We start from the raw sequence: 20,479 nt of genomic DNA, 5'->3' as shown, positions 1-20,479 counted from the left end.
CCATGTTTTATAGATGGCAAGATATATTTAAACGCCAACGCTGCGTTGGAGGTGGCGAGTTAAATTGTGGGTGCCGTTCAGTCTGAGTGGTTTCAGTGGGTATCGGAATTTGGTTTGATGGCGGATTTTGTAACTACTGTGCCGGTGTAGGGGGCATGAACGACATAGATGCGCACCAGAGGGTTGTTGTTTACCATATCGCGGGGCACTTCGCGAGAATAGGTGAATTCATTGGTATTCAACGTTTCCAATCGTCTGGCCATGGCTTTGGTTGGCCCGACATCGGGCACTAAAACGTGGGTTTTTTTATCGCCGGTGACAAAAAAGTATCCGCCACCTCCATTGTTGTATTTTGATTCTCCCGTGTCGGTGTAAAAGAACTCATAGCGATTGCGTTCGGGGTCCCAGGTCGATATTCCGACCACCCCGGGATATTTATCTTTTACATCCGTTTGTGGAGCGCCCTCTATATACACCTTGGTGGTCAGCCACCGAGGAGAGGAGGCCAGGTCCCGAGCATCGCCAGTGGCAGGGGCTTGTTGCGCGAAGCTGCCGAGGGGGCACAACAATGCCGCGGCAAGCAGGAGTGTGGACGTAATATTATTTTTTTGCATACGGATAACTCCATGGTTAATGGGGGAGTCGCGCGCTATTAATCATTCAGATTCAATGCTGGAAAAATATAATCTGGAAATGTGAGTTGTTCAATGGTGGGTAGTTGCTTGTAACAATTCAGGCTTCTAATGTTTAAGAAATAGTTTGTCGTACTTGTTTATCGATGTGTTGTCTGTAGGAGTTTTCCTGTTTGCAGATATTGCATGAGGAGCAATATCGATTTTCAGTGACCACTCCTGTCCGCTAAAACAGGCATGCGCAGATCAGAAGGCGTACTGGGCAACGCAGTTTCCGAACGACCAGTTCTCTTTTTTCACTTCTACCAGATTGATGAACCAGTCGAACCGCCAGTTGCGCATTCAAACTGTCAACAATGGTTTTATTGAGCAGCTTTTTCTGTTCGACGGTGCGACCTTCGCTCAGCGTGATTTGGATCACCACCAGGTTGTCGGTGCGGATTGTCTGATCCGCACCACCGCTCCTCAGCTAAGTCTTTGCTTCTGTTGATTAATCCCGGACAATCGCGCCCCTGTTTCGGTCAGGGCGCTGCCTGTCGGTTTTTTCCGACTCGTCCTGACCGGGTAGCAAATGACCGGAATGCGGAGATCCCACCGGATGAATGATCAGGCCAATAGCGTCGACGAACGCTATGTAGCGGCGACACCAGCAAGCCTTACCCGCTGGAATCGCCATGACACCACCTGGATGCTGGGCCTGTTTGGCACGGCCATCGGGGCTGGCACGCTGTTTTTGCCGATCAATGCAGGGCTGGGCGGCTTCTGGCCGTTGCTGATCCTGGCAGTGTTGGCGTTCCCGATGACGTTTTACGCACACCGTGGCCTGACCCGCTTCGTGCTGTCCGGCCGCGAGGGCGCGGACATTACCGAAGTGGTTGAAGAGCACTTCGGAATCAAGGCCGGTGCATTGATCACCTTGCTCTACTTCTTTGCGATCTTCCCGATACTGCTGATATACAGTGTGGCGCTGACCAACACCGTGGGCAGTTTTCTCGAACATCAACTGCACATCATGCCGCCACCGCGCGCCGTACTGTCGCTGGTGCTGATCCTCGGCCTGCTGGCCGTGGTGCGCTGCGGCGAGCAAGCGATCATCAAGGCCATGAGCCTGATGGTCTACCCGTTCATCGTGGCGCTGCTGTTTCTCGCGGTGTTCCTGATTCCGCACTGGAACGGCGGCATCCTCGCCACCGCGTCCACGGTGCCTGAACCCTCGGCCTTACTGCACACCTTGTGGCTGGCGATTCCGGTGATGGTGTTTTCGTTCAACCACTCGCCGATCATTTCGGCGTTTGCGGTGGACCAGAAACGTCGTTACGGCGACCACGCCCAGGAGCGCAGCTCGCAGATCCTGTCCCGGGCCCACGCCTTGATGGTGGTGATGGTGCTGTTCTTCGTCTTCAGCTGCGTGCTGACCCTGTCGCCGGCGCAACTGGCCGAGGCCAAGGCGCAGAACCTGTCGATCCTGTCCTACCTGGCTAACCACTTCAGCAATCCGACCATCGCCTTTGCGGCGCCGTTGATTGCGTTCGTGGCGATTTCCAAGTCGTTCCTCGGTCACTACATTGGTGCCAGCGAAGGCTTGAAGGGGCTGATCGTCAAGAGCGGCAAGCGTCCGGCGCCGAAGACGCTGGACCGCATGACGGCGGCCTTCATGCTGGTGGTGTGCTGGATTGTTGCCACCCTGAACCCGAGCATTCTCGGGATGATCGAAACCCTGGGTGGCCCGATCATTGCGGCGATACTGTTTTTGATGCCGATGTATGCGATTCGCAAGGTGCCAGCGATGGCGCGTTATCGCGGTCAGGCTTCCAACGTCTTCGTGACGGCAGTAGGCCTGGTGGCGATTTCGGCGTTGATCTATTCGCTGAGTGCTTGAGAGACCCGTAGGAGCGAGGCTTGCCCGCGAAGGCCATCACGCGGACAAACGGCTGGACCGCGTTATCGTTCTTCGCGGGCAAGCCTCGCTCCTACAGGGGCTCATAAAAAAAACGCCGCTCATCTCACGATGGGCGGCGTTTTTTATTGCGTTGCAGCCTTAGGCTTGAACGACCGGGATGTTGGCGTTCGCAGCAGCCTCACGGAACTCGGCGATCTGGTCGAAGGACAGGTAGCGGTAGACATCGGCCGCCATGCTGTCGATCTTGCCCGCGTATTCCATGTATTCCTCGACGGTCGGCAGGCGACCCAGGATGGAAGCCACGGACGCCAACTCGGCCGAAGCCAGGTAAACGTTCGCGCCGTCACCCAGACGGTTCGGGAAGTTACGGGTCGAAGTCGACACCACAGTCGAATTCGGCTCTACGCGTGCCTGGTTACCCATGCACAGCGAGCAACCCGGCATTTCCATGCGAGCGCCAGCCTTGCCGTAGATGCCGTAGTAGCCTTCCTCGGTCAGCTGGTGAGCGTCCATCTTGGTCGGCGGCGACAGCCACAGACGGGTTGGCAGCTGACCCTTGACCTGTTCCAGCAACTTGCCGGCCGCGCGGAAGTGACCGATGTTGGTCATGCACGAACCGATGAACACTTCGTCGATCTTCTCGCCAGCCACGCTGGACAGCAGACGGGCGTCGTCCGGATCGTTCGGCGCGCAGAGCACAGGCTCCTTGATGTCGGCCAGGTCGATTTCGATGATTTCCGCGTATTCGGCGTCAGCATCGGCAACCATCAACTCAGGGTTGGCGATCCAGGCTTCCATCGCTTGCGCACGACGTTCCAGGGTGCGCACATCGCCGTAGCCTTCACCGATCATCCAGCGCAGCAGGGTGATGTTGGAGCTCAGGTACTCGGTGATCGACTCTTTCGACAGCTTGATGGTGCAACCGGCAGCCGAACGTTCGGCCGAAGCGTCGGACAGCTCGAAAGCTTGCTCGATGCTCAGGTTGTCCAGGCCTTCGATTTCCAGGATGCGGCCGGAGAAGGCGTTTTTCTTGCCTTTCTTCTCGACGGTCAGCAGGCCGGCCTGAATCGCGAAGTAAGGAATGGCGTGAACCAGGTCACGCAGGGTGACGCCCGGTTGCATCTTGCCTTTGAAGCGCACCAGGATCGATTCCGGCATGTCCAGCGGCATCACGCCGGTGGCAGCAGCGAACGCGACCAGGCCCGAACCGGCCGGGAACGAAATGCCCATCGGGAAACGGGTGTGGGAGTCACCACCGGTACCGACGGTGTCCGGCAGCAGCATGCGGTTCAGCCAGCTGTGGATGATGCCGTCGCCCGGACGCAGGGAAACGCCGCCGCGGGTCATCATGAAGTCTGGCAGGGTGTGGTGGGTGGTCACGTCGATCGGCTTTGGATAAGCCGCGGTGTGGCAGAACGACTGCATTACCAGGTCGGCGGAGAAGCCCAGGCACGCCAGGTCTTTCAGTTCGTCACGGGTCATCGGACCGGTGGTGTCCTGGGAACCGACGGTGGTCATCTTCGGTTCGCAGTAGGTACCTGGACGCACACCGGCTACGCCGCACGCCTTGCCGACCATTTTCTGCGCCAGGGTGAAACCCTTGGTGCTTTCGACCGGGACATCCGGTTTCTTGAACAGGTCGAACGCTGGCAGGCCCAGTTCGGCGCGAGCCTTGTCGGTCAGGCCGCGGCCGATGATCAGCGGAATACGACCGCCGGCACGGACTTCGTCCAACAGCACAGGGGTCTTCATTTCGAAGGTGGTGATGACTTCTTCGGTACCGTGCTTGCAGACTTTGCCAGCGTGCGGGTACAGGTCGATCACGTCGCCCATGTTTATGTTGGTTACATCGAATTCGATCGGCAGTGCGCCGGCGTCTTCCATGGTGTTGTAGAAGATCGGAGCGATCTTGCTGCCGAAGCAGAAGCCGCCAGCGCGCTTGTTCGGCACGAAAGGAACGTCGTCGCCGAAGAACCACAGCACCGAGTTGGTGGCCGATTTACGCGACGAACCGGTACCGACCACGTCACCGACGTAGGCGATCGGGAAGCCGGAGTTGCGCATTTCTTCGATCTGCTTCATCGGGCCGATGGAGCCTTGTACGTCCGGCACGATGCCGTCGCGGGCCATTTTCAGCATGGCCAGGGCGTGCAGCGGGATGTCCGGGCGGGACCAGGCATCAGGAGCAGGGGACAGGTCGTCGGTGTTGGTCTCGCCAGTCACCTTGAACACGCGCAGGCTGATCTTGTCGGCCAGCACAGGGCGGTTCTTGAACCACTCGCCGTCGGCCCAGGACTGCAGGACGCCTTTGGCGTGAACGTTGCCGTTCTTGGCTCTTTCGGCAACATCGTGGAATGCATCGAACATCAGCAGGGTGTGCTTGAGTTCTTCGGCCGCTACTGGCGCCAGTTCGGCGTCGTCCAGCAGGTTGACCAGGGTCACGATGTTGTAGCCGCCCTGCATGGTGCCGAGCAGTTCAACAGCGCGCTTCTTGTCGATCAGAGGGGAGGTGGCTTCGCCTTTGGCCAGGGCAGAGAGGAAACCGGCCTTTACATAGGCCGCCTCGTCCACGCCAGGCGGAACGCGATTGGTGATCAGGTCAACGAGGAAAGCTTCTTCGCCAGCCGGGGGGTTCTTCAGCAGCTCGACCAGGCCTGCAGTTTGTTCGGCGTTAAGCGGCTGGGGAACGATACCCAGTGCTGCGCGCTCTTCGATATGTTTGCGGTAGGCTTCAAGCACAGTTATTACCCTCATCAGTGGTCCCATCTGGGTGTCCGGGACGCTCATCCCGAAATTGCCGTACTCATGCGCTGCGTGGCGTTGTGGGCCACTTAGCCAGAATTACCGACAATTCCTTACAGAAGCTGCTTTCAAAGTTTTACGCCTGCAGAACGGGAGCTGATGAGGGTTGGCGTTGGGCTTTTCCCCGCTGGAAAAACCCTCCGCCAACACCGCTCTGAAGGAACGACTGTGCTCGTGACGCTTTGAAAACAGCTTCTAACGGACATTGGCGCCTTAAAAGGCTGGCTGATTCTACGGGAAAAAAAAATTAAAGGTAAGTTCAGCCCTGAATTTTGAGGGGTGATGAATGTTAGACAAAGGGCTAACATGGCCACCTGTTCTGCTTTCCCGTGCTCTCCTGACTATGCCCAATCAGACCATCAAGACCCCCTGCGTCGGCCTTTGCTCCACTGTTTACGGTGATCTGGTGTGCCGTGGCTGCAAGCGATTCCACCATGAAGTGATCAACTGGAACGGTTACAACGAGGAACAAAAGCGCGCGGTGTGGCTGCGTCTCGAGCAGCTGCTGTCCCAGGTGATGGCCAGCAAGCTGGAGGTTTTCGATCCCCAGCGCCTGCGATTGCAGCTGGAGCAGCGCAAGATCCGCTTTGTGCCGCATCAGTCGCAATATTGCTGGGCTTATCAGCTGATCGCCCGTGGCGCGCGGGTGATCAACAATCTGGAAGCCTACGGGATGGTGTTGATGCCGGAGTTTCGCGACTGGAACCTGCCGGAACTGCGAGATGCCATTGACCGGGAGTTCTTTTTGCTCTCCGAGGCGCATTACCAGCGCTACATTGCACCGGGTTTTCTCAGGGATGCGTTCGGCGGTTGATTTTAAAAGCTTCGCTGCATCGCAGCGAAGGCGGTCTAACCAACAGCGCAAACCTCAATGCTGCGTCACAATCTCCTCCAGATGATCCATGATCGTATCCGGCTTCAATACCAGCACGTCACTCTCCACCGCATCCAGCACCACTTCCGCCGTATTCCCGATCAACGCCCCGGATAACCCGGACCGCGCAACCGTGCCAATCACCGTCACCGACGCACCCAGCTTGTGCACCATATACGGAATCAACACATCCGCCGGGCCTTCCGCGATATGCAGGTGCTCGTCATCGATGTCGAACTCGGCCTGAAAGGCCTTGCACTGCTCGCGATAGCGGGCCTCGATGGTTTCGCTCAGTTGCAACGTCGGATCAGCCGCCGACAGCATCGGCGACGGATGGGCGCTCACCACATGCAGACGGGCCTTGGCCAGGCTGGCGATGTCATAACCGTGATCGACGATGCTGGAGTGCAAGGTGCGGTGTTCGCCATCGGTATTGCCGACGTCGATCGCCGCCAGAATGACACCACCGGTCCAGGGTTTCGAGGTTTTGACCAGCAGCACCGGGGTCGGGCAGTAGCGCAGCAGTTTCCAGTCCGCCGGGGTCAGCAGGGCTTTTTTCAACGGGCTGTCGGGGAAATGCTGTTTGATCACCAGCCCGCAGCCTTCCGCCTGCTGCACATCGACGATGGTTTCGTGCAGGCTGTCGTTCCAGGCCTGCTCGGTGGTGACGCTGAAACCGTCCTGGATCAGGGCGGCCTTGAGTACGCCCAGCATGCCGCTGTGGTCATGCTTGGGGTCACATACCAACAGGTGCAGATGGGCCTGGGTCACACCGGCAATCAATTTGGCCCGTTTGAGCGCCAGGCTTTCCGAGTGTTCGGGCTCGATGACCACCAGGATGCTGCGAATGGCTTGCATGATCGGGATCTCCGGGAAGGTAACAATACTGCGTTGGACAACTATAGTTGCTGACCGGACATTCGGGACTTGATGTATATCAACGGTCACGGCTGGTGGTCTGGCGGCAGGCCGGTATAATCGGCGCCCTTCGTTTTGAACCTCTTATCCGTGAGCCCCATGATTCTTCCCGACATTCACCAGTTCCTCGGCTGCCGAACCCCCGACGGCTGGATCCAGGCCGCCCTGGCCGATCAGGAAACCCTGCTGATCGATCACAAGAACTGCGAATTCAAGGCCGCCAGTACGGCGTTGAGCCTGATTGCCAAGTATCACTCCCATGTCGATCTGATCAACATGATGTCGCGCCTGGCCCGGGAAGAGCTGGTGCACCACGAACAGGTCATGCGGCTGATGAAGAAGCGCAAGGTCGAATTGCGTCAGCTGTCCGCCGGGCGATACGCCTCGGGCCTGCGCAAAGTGGTGCGCAATCACGAACCGGTCAAGCTGGTGGACACCCTCGTGGTGGGGGCGTTTATCGAGGCGCGCAGTTGCGAGCGTTTCGAGGCGCTGGTGCCGCATCTGGATGAAGAGTTGGGCAAGTTCTACTTTGGCCTGCTGAAAAGCGAGGCGCGGCATTTCCAGGGATACCTGAAACTGGCCTGCCAGTACGGGGACGCCAAGGACATTGCACAGGTGATCGACAGGGTCCGTGCGGCCGAGCAGGGGCTGATTGAATCGCCGGATGTGGAATTCCGTTTTCATAGTGGCGTACCAACGCCCTTGGCAGTGAACTGAATTACATGGAAACAACCCGCCAGCCGCGCTCAGGCTGGCGGGTCAAGCTGACTTGGCCGGTCTCAGCATTCACGGCAACGCCAGCAGGTCAGTGCGAGCACTAGAGTAGCGGTCGCTTAGATCCTTGTTTCGACTGCACAGCGTCAAAGGAAGTTTTTCCGCTGTAAACGTAATAGCCTCAAATGTTTCAATGTAGTCTTTGACTGGTATTGCATTGCAGTCTGTATCTTTGGCCGGACTGGTGTAATAGAGCGTGCCATAATACATCGGAATTGAATACTGCCATTTAATGTGATAATTCCAGTCAGCGCTCAATGTAATGGTCGGCTCTGGTGTCCGCACCGGAGTTCTCTCAATCAGTTGTGCAGGGGTCACCCAAGCGCTTTTCAGCAGTTCGATGCTAGGCCTGTGGTCTGCGGATTCGACGCCTATGATGCAAAGATAATGCATGCCGGATTCACGACTTATCGGCGCCTTTAGCGAAGCATCGGTTGCATCGAACGTGTCACTGTAGTCATGAGGCGATTGGCAAAGCGCAACATCCCGCACTGTTTTGAATCGGTAGTAGGGGGTGCTCAATGTAAAATCAACCTGTACAGCAGGGGGCGAACTGTTGATATCCTCAGGCATGGTGATGTACTGGGTGGGCCACGACAAGTCAAGTACCTTGAACGTAGTGTAAGGGGCGCACGCATTTGAGTCGTTGCTGAAAACGCCATTACTGAAACAGCCCGATAAATAATCGACGGGGACGCTGTAGTGGGTATCGGAGGACAACACCGGTTGTCCTCGCCTGATTTCACAGGGGGCATTCACAAAGCATTTTTCGTCAATCTTCGCGTCATAGGTACTCGTCGTCAAAACACTGAGTATCTGGCCGGTATTGCGGTCAAGCATCGGGCTTCCTGAAGAGCCGGGGCGTATTTCCTTGCAGCGGTTCTTCAATGTGTCGAGGTAGGCGCGAAAGTCTTCAACCAGCGTCGCCCCTGTAGGTTCCTGGGCGCAGGCTGCCAAACGCAGCCCGGACCCCTGAAGATCCTGGGGTGCACCGACCACAAGCACATCTCCAGTTACCCTGGGCCATTCGGATGCCATCCGAAGCGGATTAATTCCATCCGCGAGTAGTGTAGACAAGGTAGCGTCCAGCTCCAGGACGGCAAGATCGGTATGTTTATAGTCCTTCCAGACAATCTTATTGATCTTGTAGCTTTTGTAGGCATTCGCTGTGTCATTGAAGTAGTTGAACTTTACAGTTTCCTCGACAGGCTGGTCGAAAGCCTGTTCATCGACCACACAATGTGCTGCTGTAAGTAAGTAGGCAGGGCCGACCGCGTTATTATGTTTGTCGCGTGTATCGAGTAGGCTCGCGGTACAGTTGGGTTCATCGTTCCAGAAAATGTTTCCAACGCCATTCCAGCGACTATAACTGCCGTTATGATTTTTTAGTAACAGCGCGTCGGACTCATTGGCAAGGCCTTCGCCGAGATCGACGGCGTAAATGCCTGTCGATACAAACAGTGCTCCAGCTAGTAAAAATGAAGTGCGCAGATGTTTCTTGTTCATAACCATTCCTTGGTCGATTCAATGGGTGAAACTAAAGAGTGAGCGTTGCACTTGTAACGCAGGTGCGTGCGAGTCAAACAGTAAGAGCTCCGGCCTTGCGCAGCAAGTTGCAATGGCAAACTCAGGGAAGTGAATGATTTCGGTCCTTTACAGAACTTGTATAGCTGCGCCCGGCAACGACGTTATCACCCCTCATCGTTGCCACTGTCTTTAGACACGCTCGCTTCAGCAACTCAAACCCAGACGTTCATGCCACTGGGCGATCGACTCTTCGGGGTAGACATCGAACTGCTTGTCTCCAGGACGCACTTCGACTTCCACCCACGGCGCCCTTGAATCGAGCAACAAGTGCGTGTGTTCCGGCGGCACCGGCAGTGGAGTGTCGATGGCTGATGCGAAGGGGTGGATCAATTCCGGCCATTCGGGGCTGAACAGCCACAAGCCTGAGCTGCAAAGGGAGCAGAAATGCCGTTCGGCAGTGCTACGGTGCGCGCGCTTGGTGCCTTCTTCCTTGAGTCGCGCGTGGTAAATCGCGATGTGTTTGCGGCCACGCACTTTCAGGCTGCTAGACTCGCCTGCGATATTGATCGAATAACCGCCCCCGCCCTGGGTCTTGCGGCAGATCGAGCAGTAGCAGCGCTGGTAGGGGTAGGGGTGGGCGCTGGTCAAACTGAATGACACGGCGCCGCAATGGCAGGAACCTTCGAGCTGCATGGCATCCTCCGACAGGTCTTTGGCTTATCCTGGACAGCCTAGCGGTTTGTGGTGAATGTGCCGGCGAAGAACGATAACGCGGCCTACCGGCCAGGCACCCGCCACAAATACCAGGAAGCTACGGTCCGAAACGGGCTCCACGCCAGCCCGATCTCAATCATCTGCTTGCGCGTCGGCTGCACCTCCAGCCCCTTGAGCCGGCGATAACCCTCACGCACGCCAAAGTCATCGGCCGGCAGGATATCCGGCCGTTCCAGGCTGTAAATCAGCAACATCTCCACGGTCCAGCGCCCGACCCCGCGCAACGTGATCAAGCGTTCGATCAACACTTCGTCATCCATCGCCAGCGCCGTGGCGTAATCTGGCACCACACCGTCCAGTGTCGCTTGGGCAATGCCCTGAATGGTCGCGATCTTGCTGGCGGAGAACCCGCAATTGCGCAGTTGGTCGAAGTCCGTCGCGACAATCTGTTCAGGCCTGGGGAATGCCTTCCCTGGAAACAAGGCCAGCAGCCGACCGACAATCGCGTCCCCGGCCCGGGCGTGCAGTTGCTGGTAGGCAATTGCACGCACCAGCGACTCATAGGGGTCGCGAGCCGCATGGGGCTGATGCAGGCAGGGGCCGATGACGGCGATGTGGCGGCGCCAGTCATCGTCGATGGACGCCAGGAACGCCGTGGCGGGTAGGTACGGATCGGGCATGGAAGTCAGGTTGTCCTTCCTGATGATGTTCATGAATGGCGTGGATCAGAACGCAAGGTGTTCGGTGAGCTGCACCGCGGCTTTTTCCAGTCGCAGCAGAAACGCCTTGCGCGGTTGTCCTCCACCATAGCCCGTCAGCGAGCCGTCCGCACCAATCACCCGGTGACAGGGCAGGACAATCGAAAGGCGGTTGTGTCCGTTCGCCAGCCCCACGGCGCGGCTCGCCCCAGGCTTGCCCAGTTTCGCGGCGATGGTGCCGTAGGTGCTGGTCTGGCCGTAAGGAATCTTAGCCAGCTCGGCCCATACCTGGCGGGCGAATTCGCTGCCCGGCAGGTGTAATGGCACGTTGAACCCGGTCAGCTTTCCGGCGAAATACTGCGTCAGTTCCTCTTCGATCTGGCGCAAATGGCCGTTGTGCCCGGGCGCCACGGCATAGCCGTAACGGTGTTGCAATTCTTCGACTTCCCGGGTCAGCGCCGGCCGGTCAAGAAACTCCAGCAACACCAGCCCACGGCGTTCGGCCATGGCGATCATCGGCCCCAGGGGCGTGGTCAGGCGACTGAACAGCAGCGGCTCACGGTGGGTGGCGCGGCCAGGGGTGATGTGAAAGGATTTTTGAAACGCGTCGCGAAAACCGCTGAGAGATTCGTAGCCCGAATCGAACGCGACGTGATCGATGGAGTGGCCCTGTTTGATCCCGCCCAACGCCATGCCCAGGCGCCGTGTCCGCAGCCAGGCATGAAAGGTCATGCCGAAATGCTGCTTGAACCAGCGCCGCAGTTTCAGCGGCTCGACGCCCTCGGCGAGCAGTTGTACATCGCTCCACCGCACTTCGGGATTGGCATCCACGGCGATGAGCAGCTTTTGCACCCAGTCCGGCGCGATGGCCGCCGCGTCCAGCGGTTTGCAGCGCAGGCAGGCGCGGTAGCCCGCCGACAGGCATTCATCGGCATGGGCGAAGAACTCGACGTTCTCCGGCCTGGGCTTGCGCGCGGTGCAACCGGGGCGGCAGAAGATGCCGGTGGTTTTGACCGCGGTAAAGAACACCCCCTCGTAGGCGGTGTCGCGTTCGAGCATGGCGCGAACCATCTCGGCGTGGGGTGGCAGCAAAGCGTTTTGTCGGTTCATGGGTTGAGCATAAGACGCGTCGACCGGTACCTCCACCGGAAAATCGACAGGGAATTCCGGCTGGGCGCCACGGCATCAGATTGAGCGCAGGCGGGCTCCGATCCGGTCCAATGCCGGCTTTCAGGCCCGCCGCGCCAGCAGCAACACCGAAGCCGCCGCCGACAGCAATCCGGCGCAGCAACGGTTGAATATCCGCTTGCCCCGAGGCTGGGCAAACCAGCGGCGCATGTGCAAGCCCATGTAGGCGTAGGCGCCGATCGCGATCCATTCCAGCATCAGGAACATGGCGCCCAACACGGCAAATTGCGGGGTGATTGCCCGGCTCGGGTCAACGAACTGTGGCAGAAACGCGGTGAAGATCAGGATCGCTTTCGGGTTGCCGGCCGCCACCAGAAACTCCTGCCGCGCCAATTTCAGCATGCCCACGGGCGCTCCCGCGACACTGTCTTGTGTCCCGGGATCGGCACGCCACAATTGCCAGGCAAGATAAAACAGGTACGCCGCGCCGAGGATCTTGATCCCGTAGAACAGCAGCTCCGAGGTTTGCAGCACCACCGCCAGTCCCGCCGACGCGAGGGCGATCATCCCGGCAAACGCCAGCAGCCGGCCGATGCCGGCGACGCACGCCGTGCGGTAGCCGTAGCGAGTCGAATTACTGACCGACAGCAGGTTGTTCGGGCCCGGCGCCATGTTCAGGGCGAAGCAGGCGGGAAGGAAGAGGGAGAGGGTGGCGAAGTCCATGAAGAGGCTCCTGAAACTAGTGCGATATTTTTATCACAGGTGTTGAAGGCTCGACCCGTACAGTGGTGAGCGTCTGTCGCGGTACAGGCGAGGGGAGTTTTGTTCAATACAGCCGTCGCGCCGCTCTCTACTTTGGGATCTTGTTCAATTGAATGGAAGAAAGGTGCGATGAGTCTGATTATTTCCATGGCGGCGTTTGCCCTCGCAGCGTCGATCACGCCGGGGCCGGTGAATATCGTGGCGTTGAGCTCGGGGGCGCGGTTCGGTTTTCGCGCCAGTCAGCGGCATGTGGCCGGTGCGACCCTCGGCTTTGTGTTACTGCTGGTACTGATGGGATTGGGGTTGCATGAGCTGTTGCAGCGATGGCCGGCGTTGACGCAAGGGGTGCAATGGGCAGGCGTGGCGTTCCTGTTGTACATGGCGTTCAAGCTCGCCGTCGACAAGGGCCATCTCGAAGCGAAGGCACCGGGCCGCGCACCGTCAATGCTCTACGGCGCTGTCATGCAATGGCTCAACCCGAAGGCCTGGCTGGCTTGCGTAGCGGGCATGGGCGCGTTTGTCGCCGATGGCGAGGCGCGGCTGGTCTGGCAGTTTGCCGCGGTGTACCTGGTGATCTGCTATGTGTCCGTCGGTTGCTGGGCTTATGCAGGGACCTTTTTGCGCGGCTATTTGCATAATCCGGCGGGTATGCGTTGGTTTAACCGGATCATGGCGTCGTTGCTGGCGGTGAGTGCGGTTTATCTGGTGTTGCCCTCGCCACAGTAGTCCACAGGGATATTCGAGTCAGCCACGATACTGCCCCGGAGTCGCCGCCAGGTGCTGCTTGAACGCCCGTTGAAAATGCGCCTGATCGGCAAATCCCGCTTCCAGCGCGACATCGGCGATCAGCTCGCCGCGGCGCAGCCGATCCTGAGCGAACTGAATCCGCCGGTTCACGAGAAACGCATGGGGTGTCATGCCGTATTGTTGCTTGAACGCGCGAATCAGGTAAGACGGCGACAATTGAGCCGCGAAGCAGATGTCTTCGAGCTTGAGCATTTGCGTGCAGTTGTCGCGGATGTAGTCGGCGGCCCGTTCCAGCTTGAAATTGGGCTCGCGCAGCGGCGGGTCGACAGGATTGAGCCGCAGCTGCACCTCGGAAAAAAACTCCACTGCCGCGCTGTGTTTATGCAGTACCTCCTGCTGCTGATCAACCAGCACTTCGTATAAAGCCTTGAGGCCGTCAAACAGCAGGGTGTCGCGATTATGGGTGATGGAAAACCGCCGAAACGCCAGGTCGTGGCTGAACCCGAGCTGGTGCTGCAAGTCGGTGAGCCAGGGCGTGTCGACGTACAGCATCAAGTAGGACCAGGGCTGATTGTCGATGGGATTGCAGGCGTGTACATCGCCCGGATTCATCAGCACCACGGTGCCGGTACCGACCTGGAAGTGCGACTGCTCGTGGATATAGGTACTGCGCCCGGCCGTGATCGCCCCGATGGAAAAATGCTCGTGGGCATGCCGGGTGTAGCACACTTCGCGGCCGTCGGCGATGGAACGGGCTTCGATGAAGGGCAGGGCGTCATCACGCCAGAAGCGCGGGGCCTTGTCAGCGTCTTTGGCGATGGAGTGCTTCAAGGTCAGCGTCCTCGACAGGTCAGCTTCGCAGTGTATTAGCTCTCGCCGGCAAAGGCTCGTTGCAGCGCAGCGATGTCGAGATTTATTTCATGTGATGCGGCTGTTGGCACAACATCGGTTGGTGGCCGCCCGTGGCACCATCAAGTGACCGGTGGTCGATGAACCAGTCCCGCGGGGAAAATTGCGCTTAGCTGTAGGGATAAACCGAGGCTTCTGCAGGCCCACCGACCTTTGCAGGGGCGAAGCTTGCTCCGGACGGCGTCCCGACGAAGAACGAAAACGCGGTGTGCATTTCTGACGCCTTCGCGAGCAAGCTTCGCTCCTACAGAAAAGCGTACGGCGTCGTCATAGAGACAGAGCCCCTTCAGAACACCGTGAGTCTGAGGACATTCGCCATGCTGACGCTTAACATCAATGGCAAGGATCAGGCGCTGGACGTACCGGCGGACATGCCCCTGCTTTGGGTGCTGCGCGATGTCGCGCACCTGACCGGTACCAAATTCGGTTGTGGCATGGCCCAGTGCGGTGCCTGCACCGTGCACGTCGACGGTGCACCGCTGCGCTCCTGTGTCACGCCCGCCACGACCGTGGCCCATGGGCAGAAAATTCTTACCATCGAAGGCCTGTCCACCGACGGCTCGCACCCAGTGCAACGAGCCTGGGCCGAACTCGATGTGGTCCAGTGCGGTTATTGCCAGTCCGGGCAGATCATGTCGGCAGCCGCATTGCTGGCGAAAATTCCCCAACCCACTGACAGCGACATCGATCAGGCGCTTTCCGGCAACATCTGCCGCTGCGGCACCTATCCAAGAATCCGTGCCGCAGTCAAACGCGCTGCCGAAATCGGTTGATGCCATGTTGACGGGAGCCTGAGCCATGAACAGCATCAAGCCGGTATCGCGCCGGGGTTTTCTCAAGGGCAGCGCGTTGCTGGGTGGGGGGCTGGTGGTGGCATTTGTCATCCCCGGTGCCCATCGCTTTGCCAGCGGCGCCGAGAACCAGGGCAAGGTCTTCGCCCCCAACGCCTTTGTGCGAATCGGCAATGACGACAGCATCACCGTGCTGCTCGGCCATTCGGAGATGGGCCAGGGCATCTGGACCGGCCTGACCATGCTGATCGCCGAAGAACTGGACGCCGACTGGTCGAAAATTCGCGTCGAACATGCACCCGCGTCGGCCGCCGATTATGGCTTGGCCGGGTTTGGCGGAATGCAGATCACTGGCGGCTCCACCTCGACCTGGATGGAGTTCGATCGTTACCGCCAGGCCGGCGCAACGGCGCGGTTGATGCTGATCGAGGCCGCCGCCAAACGCTTCAACGTTGCGCCATCCGGGATTCGCACCGAATCGGGCGTGGTGATTGCCGGTGACCGGCGCGCCACTTACGGCGAGCTGGCCGATGATGCTGGCAAGCTGCCGATGCCGGATCCGGCCTCGATCAAGCTCAAGGAAGCCAAGGACTGGAAGCTCATCGGCAAACCCACCAAACGCCTGGACACTCCGGAAAAAATAACCGGCCAGGCCAAGTTCGGCATGGACGTGCAGTTCGAGGGCCTGATGACCGCCATGGTCGCCCGTTCACCGGTGTTCGGCGGCAGCGTCAAATCCTTCGAAGGCGCCGAAGCGCTGGCGATTCCGGGGGTGCATAAGGTCCTGCAGGTGCCCACGGGCGTCGCGGTGATCGCCGATCACTACTGGGCGGCCAAGCTGGGACGCGATGCCCTGAGCGTCGACTGGGATCCGGGGCCCAACAGCGGGCTCGACAGTCAGGCATTGCTGGAAAACTTCCGCAAACTCGCCACCACCCCTGGCGTTTCAGTCAGCAAGGCCGGCGACACCGACGGCACGTTGGGCAAAGCGGTGAAAACCCTCGACGTCGAATACAGCGTGCCCTACCTGGCCCACGCGCCGATGGAACCGCTGAACTGCACGGTCAGCATCACCCAGAACAAATGCGAGATCTGGACCGGCACCCAGTTCCAGACCCTGGATCAAATGATCGCGGGGAAAATCACCGGACTCAAACCTGAACAGGTAGAGATTCATACCCAGTTCCTGGGCGGCGGTTTTGGTCGCCGGGCCAATCCGACCTCGGATTTTGTCGCTGAAGCCGTGGAAGTCGCCAAGGCAGCGGGTGCGCCAGTGAAAACCGTCTGGTCCCGAGAGGATGATATTCGCGGAGGTTATTACCGCTCGGCGTTCCTGCACCACGCGCGCATCGGCCTGGATGCGGCGGGCCAGCCGATCGCCTGGAAGCATGTTCTGGTCGGGCAGTCGATCATGGCCGGTACGTCGCTGGAGGCGACCATGGTCAAGGATGGCGTCGACAAGACGTCTGTCGAAGGAGTCGCCGACAGCCCTTACCTGGCGGGGCTGGCCCATCACCAGGTCGATCTGCATTCACCGAAAACCGGTATCAGCGTGCTCTGGTTGCGCTCGGTCGGGCACACCCACACTGCGTTCGTGATGGAATCGCTGATAGACGAACTGGCTGAGGCGGCCGGGAAGGATCCGCTGGACTATCGCCGAACCCTGCTCAAGGATCATCCACGGCACCTCGGCGTGCTGAACCTCGCGGTCGAGAAAGCCGGCTGGAAGACGCCTCTGCCAAACGGCCACGCCTTGGGGGTCGCGGTGCATGAGTCGTTTGGCAGTTACGTTGCCCAGGTCGCCGAAGTGTCCCAGGACAACCTGGCGATCCGCGTGCACCGGGTGGTGTGTGCGGTGGATTGCGGCATTGCGGTCAACCCGATGAGCATCGCCGCGCAAATGGAGTCGGCGATCACGTTCGGCCTCGGATTCACCTTGCACAGCAAACTGACCTTCAAGGACGGGCAGGTAGAGCAATCCAATTATCACGACTATCAGGTGTTGCGGCTCAACGAGATGCCGCTGGTCGAAGTGCATATCGTGCCCAGCAGCGAGAAACCCGGCGGTATCGGCGAGGCCGGCGTACCGCCCGTGGCGCCGGCGGTGGCCAACGCGGTGTTCGCCCTGACCGGGCAGCGCCTGCGGGAACTGCCGCTGCAACTCTCGGGGGTGTGAGATGAAACGACATCTGTTGCTGGGCACGGTGGTGTTGATCGGCCTGATCGCCTATGCCGAGCACGTGTTGGCTGATGAAAAGGAAGCAGTCAAGGCATTCGATACCGTGCAAAAAGTCTTCCAGAGCCCGCGCTGCCAGAACTGCCATATCCCCGGTGATTCACCCTTGCAGTTCGATGCAGGCATTCCCCACGCGATGAATGTGGTGCGGGGGATGGACGGCAAGGGCGCTGCCGGTTTGCCCTGTACCACCTGCCATGCCGAACGCAATCCGCCGGCCAGCTATGGCCCGGGCATGCCGCCGGGAGCGCCGCACTGGAGCCTGCCGCCGGCGGCGCACAAAATGGCCTGGATCGGCCTGCCGGCGGACAAGTTGTGCGCCATGATCAAGGACCGCTCCAGCAATGGCGATCGCGATTTCGCGGCGTTGATCAAGCATGTCAGCGACGACAAGCTGGTGCTCTGGGGCTGGAATCCGGGTGTGGGACGCGCGCCGGTGCCGGTGCCGCACGACATTTTTGTCACCCAGTTCAAACTCTGGGCGGACGCGGGAGGGCCCTGTCCGATCGAGGGCAGTTGACCGGCGGTCCGTTAACAGGGAGTCAAACCGGGTATGGACGACTCTAAAGAACATACCCGCCAATGGAGTGAGTAATGCTGATCCCAGGCAAACCGGTCAGACACCGCCCTTGCGCAGACCCCATGCGCACGCCACTGCAAGAGCGCGAATTGCTGCGTGAGCTGGCCCGTAAAGCCGAGCAAGCGCTGATGGGCGTGCAAATGTCGAACATGGATGAGCTGACGCTACTCTCCAATCGCCACGGTTTCACCGCACTTGCCCAGCTGGGGCTGAATGCCTGTCGGCAGATGGGCCTGCCAGCGACGCTGCTGTTCTTCGACCTCGATGAGTTCAAGCAGATCAATTATCTGTATGGCCGTGCCGAGGGCGACAGCGCCCTGAAAACCTTCGCGGATGTGCTGCGTATCGCCTTTCGCGAAAACGACGTGATCGGCCGGCTCGGCGACGATGAATTTGTCGCGTTGTTGACCGGCTCGGGCTGGGTGGACATCGCCCCGATCAAGGCGCGCCTCGAAGAGATGCTCGACGAGCGCAATGCTACGGTGCACCGCGGTTATGATATTCGATTCAGTATCGGGCAGATCGAATACGACGCCAATCTTCACCACGATGTCGAGGAATTGCTGGCAGAGGCCGAAAGGGCTTTGCACCGGTAGGTAGCTAGGTAGGTAGGTAGGTAGGTAGGTAGGTAGTTTGCTCGATATGAAACCCCCTGTCCAATCGCCACGGTTTTGATATTTGTCGTGGGTCAAAAAAACGCCTCATATCGAAAGATGCGGGGCGTTCCTGTCGAGGCGTCATCAATAAAAACCCTGCTTACTTGGCGAACGGTAGTTCAGGTGCGTGGACCTGGTCGCCATTCGTATCTTAAATTTTTAGTTGTGCGTATGTGTGGGATGTTTCTGCTGTCTTTTCGTGGCAGTGATTCGTGCTGCATTCTGCTGGTTTAATTTTTCTTGATGTTACCTGTGCTTCGGGTTGAATGAATTGTCACGTATTGATAGCTGAGTCGTGCGTGGATGTCTGCTAAATATATAAGGACTAAAGCAAAGCTGTACTTCATGAGGGTTGTATCTTGAATAATGCTATTTCCGAGTTCTATTTCAAGCGGCCAGAGAATCGCCTGCAGGATATTGATCATTTAACTGATTACATGGAGCGACTCGTCCATGGTACGTTGCGGAGTCATGGTTATTCTTCGTCCGCGCCACATTGGTATTACCCACCTCCCACCCATTCTGAACTGGACAATGTCTGCGCCGAAGCGTTTGCGGTTTTGAAAAAGCTTGAGGCGGACGAAAAATTTCAGCAGTACTTGCAGGGCAGGAGCAAAGGAATCAGCCGCCCCGGCGGAACGGATTGGATCTGGCACGATATTATCGTACCGTTGTTCAGCAGTCCCAAGGTAGCGGCAGCCTTGCCCGTACTCACTGTTAGTAACATAAAATTACTGCTAGACGACGTCCCTGTTTACTGGCAGCACGATATTGAGGTTCTTCTAGGCGTCCATCGCATCATTGGCGACGGCATCAGAAGCAACGGTACGATTCGGCTCGATCGTGTTTTGAAGTATTACTTGATCACCCCATCGTCGCCGCAGACGGCAGTTCAATGGACGGCTGTGCTGGATAGCCTGAAGGAGCGTCGCGCTGCCCGTGTACTGGGTCACGACGGTCAATTGAGTGATCTTGATCTGATTATGGATGAACAGGACGATAAGCGCATACTCGATATCATTTATAACACTCAAGCGGAACATAATGATTCGCTGATCAATTATTTGGCTATGCCTTTCTTTACGATCGAGTTGCAGCGACAAATTGCCAATACGCCTACCGTTGTCCTTGAACGACTGGTGAACACGGAAAACAGCCTTGCCTTGGGTCGCAGGCTCGTCAAAGCGCTGGACTGGTATGGTAGCAAAGCAGGAGAAACCTGCCCGCAACCGGTATTGGCGAAATTGGTATGGCGCGCGCTTTGGCTGAGTGTCGCTGCGCCGCCGACTCATCCGGAATGTTTATATTCAAACTTTGACTTGGTGAGATTCACCGGCCAGAAGGTTAACTATTCCTTTATCCGTAATGACATCGTAAAGGACTTGAAGGATCGCTTGGGTGTTTTCGCGCCTGTCGTGCATCTGGTTATGCGTGTCATCGAAGCGAATACCTCTTCCGAGCTCTGGGTCCGTGGTATTCCGGATGATCTGACCTATGCCGGTTCCAGCAGGTGGGTCCATTTCAGGAGCGGTTTTATTTTGGCGGAGGCTATTGCTCCCGGCTCGTCAAAACACATGAACTTCGAGCAGCTGCTCAATCTGCTGGCCGAATACAGTCACGAAGCTTCACCTGAACGCCAGGCGCTGATTGCTGCATCCAGACAGGCTCCGGCCGTGCAGTGGGCGGTCGGCATCGGCGTGCAGGCGATAAAACATCAAGGTTACTCGGCCGAAGAAATCGAGAGAGCCATTGAGGTTCTGGAGGAGCATGAGCGTGATCCAGAACTCAACGCTGAGATGCTCAGGGCCGTGCCTCATTACGAGTCCTAGTT

18 protein-coding genes and 1 pseudogene are annotated in these 20,479 nt (G+C 58.4%); 9 read left to right on the top strand and 10 right to left on the bottom strand.

Annotated features, from left to right (window positions below):
* Positions 1-92: 92 nt before the first annotated feature.
* Both PMA3_RS15525 and PMA3_RS15520 read right to left on the bottom strand, forming a co-directional pair.
* Positions 93-614, bottom strand: a complete 522-nt coding sequence (locus PMA3_RS15525) for a DUF4822 domain-containing protein (protein ID WP_064677990.1) — start codon at positions 612-614, stop codon at positions 93-95.
* Between the two features lie 264 nt (positions 615-878).
* Positions 879-1,071: pseudogene (locus tag PMA3_RS15520) on the bottom strand (tautomerase family protein); the annotation flags it as partial.
* A 159-nt stretch (positions 1,072-1,230) separates the two neighbouring features.
* Here PMA3_RS15520 and PMA3_RS15515 point away from each other — a divergent pair.
* Entirely contained in the window at positions 1,231-2,511 is a 1,281-nt protein-coding gene (locus PMA3_RS15515) for a serine/threonine transporter (RefSeq protein ID WP_064677989.1), read from the top strand.
* 159 nt (positions 2,512-2,670) lie between these two features.
* On the opposite strand, the gene acnB is transcribed toward PMA3_RS15515, so the two are convergent.
* Positions 2,671-5,271 (bottom strand): bifunctional aconitate hydratase 2/2-methylisocitrate dehydratase, encoded by a 2,601-nt coding sequence (gene acnB / locus PMA3_RS15510; protein WP_064677988.1) that lies wholly within the window; start codon positions 5,269-5,271, stop codon positions 2,671-2,673.
* Positions 5,272-5,677: 406 nt separating this feature from the next.
* On the opposite strand from acnB, the gene PMA3_RS15505 reads away from it, so the two are divergent.
* Positions 5,678-6,148, top strand: coding sequence for a DUF1289 domain-containing protein (locus PMA3_RS15505; protein ID WP_064677987.1), 471 nt, complete (start codon positions 5,678-5,680; stop codon positions 6,146-6,148).
* A gap of 54 nt (positions 6,149-6,202) precedes the next feature.
* Here the strand turns inward: PMA3_RS15505 and PMA3_RS15500 are convergent, their stop codons facing one another.
* Positions 6,203-7,066 carry a universal stress protein gene (locus PMA3_RS15500; protein ID WP_064677986.1) on the bottom strand — a complete coding sequence of 288 codons (864 nt, stop codon included), beginning with the start codon at positions 7,064-7,066 and terminating at the stop codon, positions 6,203-6,205.
* 159 nt (positions 7,067-7,225) lie between these two features.
* Between PMA3_RS15500 and PMA3_RS15495 the strand changes: the two genes are divergently transcribed.
* Positions 7,226-7,843 (top strand): MiaE family protein, encoded by a 618-nt coding sequence (locus PMA3_RS15495; RefSeq protein ID WP_064677985.1) that lies wholly within the window; start codon positions 7,226-7,228, stop codon positions 7,841-7,843.
* A gap of 69 nt (positions 7,844-7,912) precedes the next feature.
* On the opposite strand, the gene PMA3_RS15490 is transcribed toward PMA3_RS15495, so the two are convergent.
* The 5 genes from PMA3_RS15490 to PMA3_RS15470 all read right to left on the bottom strand — a co-directional run bounded on the left by PMA3_RS15490 (position 7,913) and on the right by PMA3_RS15470 (position 12,690).
* A complete protein-coding gene (locus PMA3_RS15490; RefSeq protein WP_064677984.1) occupies positions 7,913-9,406 on the bottom strand; it encodes a trypsin-like serine peptidase in 1,494 nt (497 codons plus the stop codon).
* Between the two features lie 225 nt (positions 9,407-9,631).
* Entirely contained in the window at positions 9,632-10,120 is a 489-nt protein-coding gene (locus PMA3_RS15485; RefSeq protein WP_064677983.1) for a GFA family protein, read from the bottom strand.
* A gap of 83 nt (positions 10,121-10,203) precedes the next feature.
* The gene (locus PMA3_RS15480; RefSeq protein ID WP_064680716.1) at positions 10,204-10,821 is read right to left on the bottom strand and encodes a DNA-3-methyladenine glycosylase family protein; all 618 of its coding nucleotides are present in this window, start codon (positions 10,819-10,821) and stop codon (positions 10,204-10,206) included.
* A gap of 45 nt (positions 10,822-10,866) precedes the next feature.
* Positions 10,867-11,949 carry a bifunctional transcriptional activator/DNA repair enzyme AdaA gene (locus PMA3_RS15475; protein ID WP_064677982.1) on the bottom strand — a complete coding sequence of 361 codons (1,083 nt, stop codon included), beginning with the start codon at positions 11,947-11,949 and terminating at the stop codon, positions 10,867-10,869.
* 120 nt (positions 11,950-12,069) lie between these two features.
* Entirely contained in the window at positions 12,070-12,690 is a 621-nt protein-coding gene (locus tag PMA3_RS15470) for a LysE family translocator (protein WP_064677981.1), read from the bottom strand.
* Positions 12,691-12,858: 168 nt separating this feature from the next.
* Here PMA3_RS15470 and PMA3_RS15465 point away from each other — a divergent pair, with 168 nt between their 5' ends.
* The gene (locus PMA3_RS15465) at positions 12,859-13,455 is read left to right on the top strand and encodes a LysE family translocator (protein ID WP_064677980.1); all 597 of its coding nucleotides are present in this window, start codon (positions 12,859-12,861) and stop codon (positions 13,453-13,455) included.
* Between the two features lie 18 nt (positions 13,456-13,473).
* Here the strand turns inward: PMA3_RS15465 and PMA3_RS15460 are convergent, their stop codons facing one another.
* Positions 13,474-14,307 carry a helix-turn-helix transcriptional regulator gene (locus PMA3_RS15460; protein WP_064677979.1) on the bottom strand — a complete coding sequence of 278 codons (834 nt, stop codon included), beginning with the start codon at positions 14,305-14,307 and terminating at the stop codon, positions 13,474-13,476.
* Positions 14,308-14,702: 395 nt separating this feature from the next.
* Here PMA3_RS15460 and PMA3_RS15455 point away from each other — a divergent pair, with 395 nt between their 5' ends.
* The 5 genes from PMA3_RS15455 to PMA3_RS15435 all read left to right on the top strand — a co-directional run bounded on the left by PMA3_RS15455 (position 14,703) and on the right by PMA3_RS15435 (position 20,477).
* Positions 14,703-15,158, top strand: a complete 456-nt coding sequence (locus tag PMA3_RS15455) for a (2Fe-2S)-binding protein (RefSeq protein ID WP_064677978.1) — start codon at positions 14,703-14,705, stop codon at positions 15,156-15,158.
* 25 nt (positions 15,159-15,183) lie between these two features.
* Complete coding sequence (locus PMA3_RS15450) at positions 15,184-17,352, top strand: xanthine dehydrogenase family protein molybdopterin-binding subunit (RefSeq protein WP_064677977.1); 2,169 nt, start codon at positions 15,184-15,186, stop codon at positions 17,350-17,352.
* A 1-nt stretch (position 17,353) separates the two neighbouring features.
* Complete coding sequence (locus PMA3_RS15445; RefSeq protein ID WP_064677976.1) at positions 17,354-17,932, top strand: hypothetical protein; 579 nt, start codon at positions 17,354-17,356, stop codon at positions 17,930-17,932.
* A 74-nt stretch (positions 17,933-18,006) separates the two neighbouring features.
* Positions 18,007-18,588, top strand: coding sequence for a GGDEF domain-containing protein (locus PMA3_RS15440; protein WP_064677975.1), 582 nt, complete (start codon positions 18,007-18,009; stop codon positions 18,586-18,588).
* Positions 18,589-19,007: 419 nt separating this feature from the next.
* Positions 19,008-20,477 carry a hypothetical protein gene (locus PMA3_RS15435; RefSeq protein ID WP_064677974.1) on the top strand — a complete coding sequence of 490 codons (1,470 nt, stop codon included), beginning with the start codon at positions 19,008-19,010 and terminating at the stop codon, positions 20,475-20,477.
* Positions 20,478-20,479 lie beyond the last annotated feature (2 nt).

Origin of the sequence: Pseudomonas silesiensis (assembly GCF_001661075.1) — a bacterium.
Classification (GTDB): domain Bacteria; phylum Pseudomonadota; class Gammaproteobacteria; order Pseudomonadales; family Pseudomonadaceae; genus Aquipseudomonas; species Aquipseudomonas silesiensis.
This window is presented reverse-complemented; position numbering and strand designations above follow the sequence as displayed.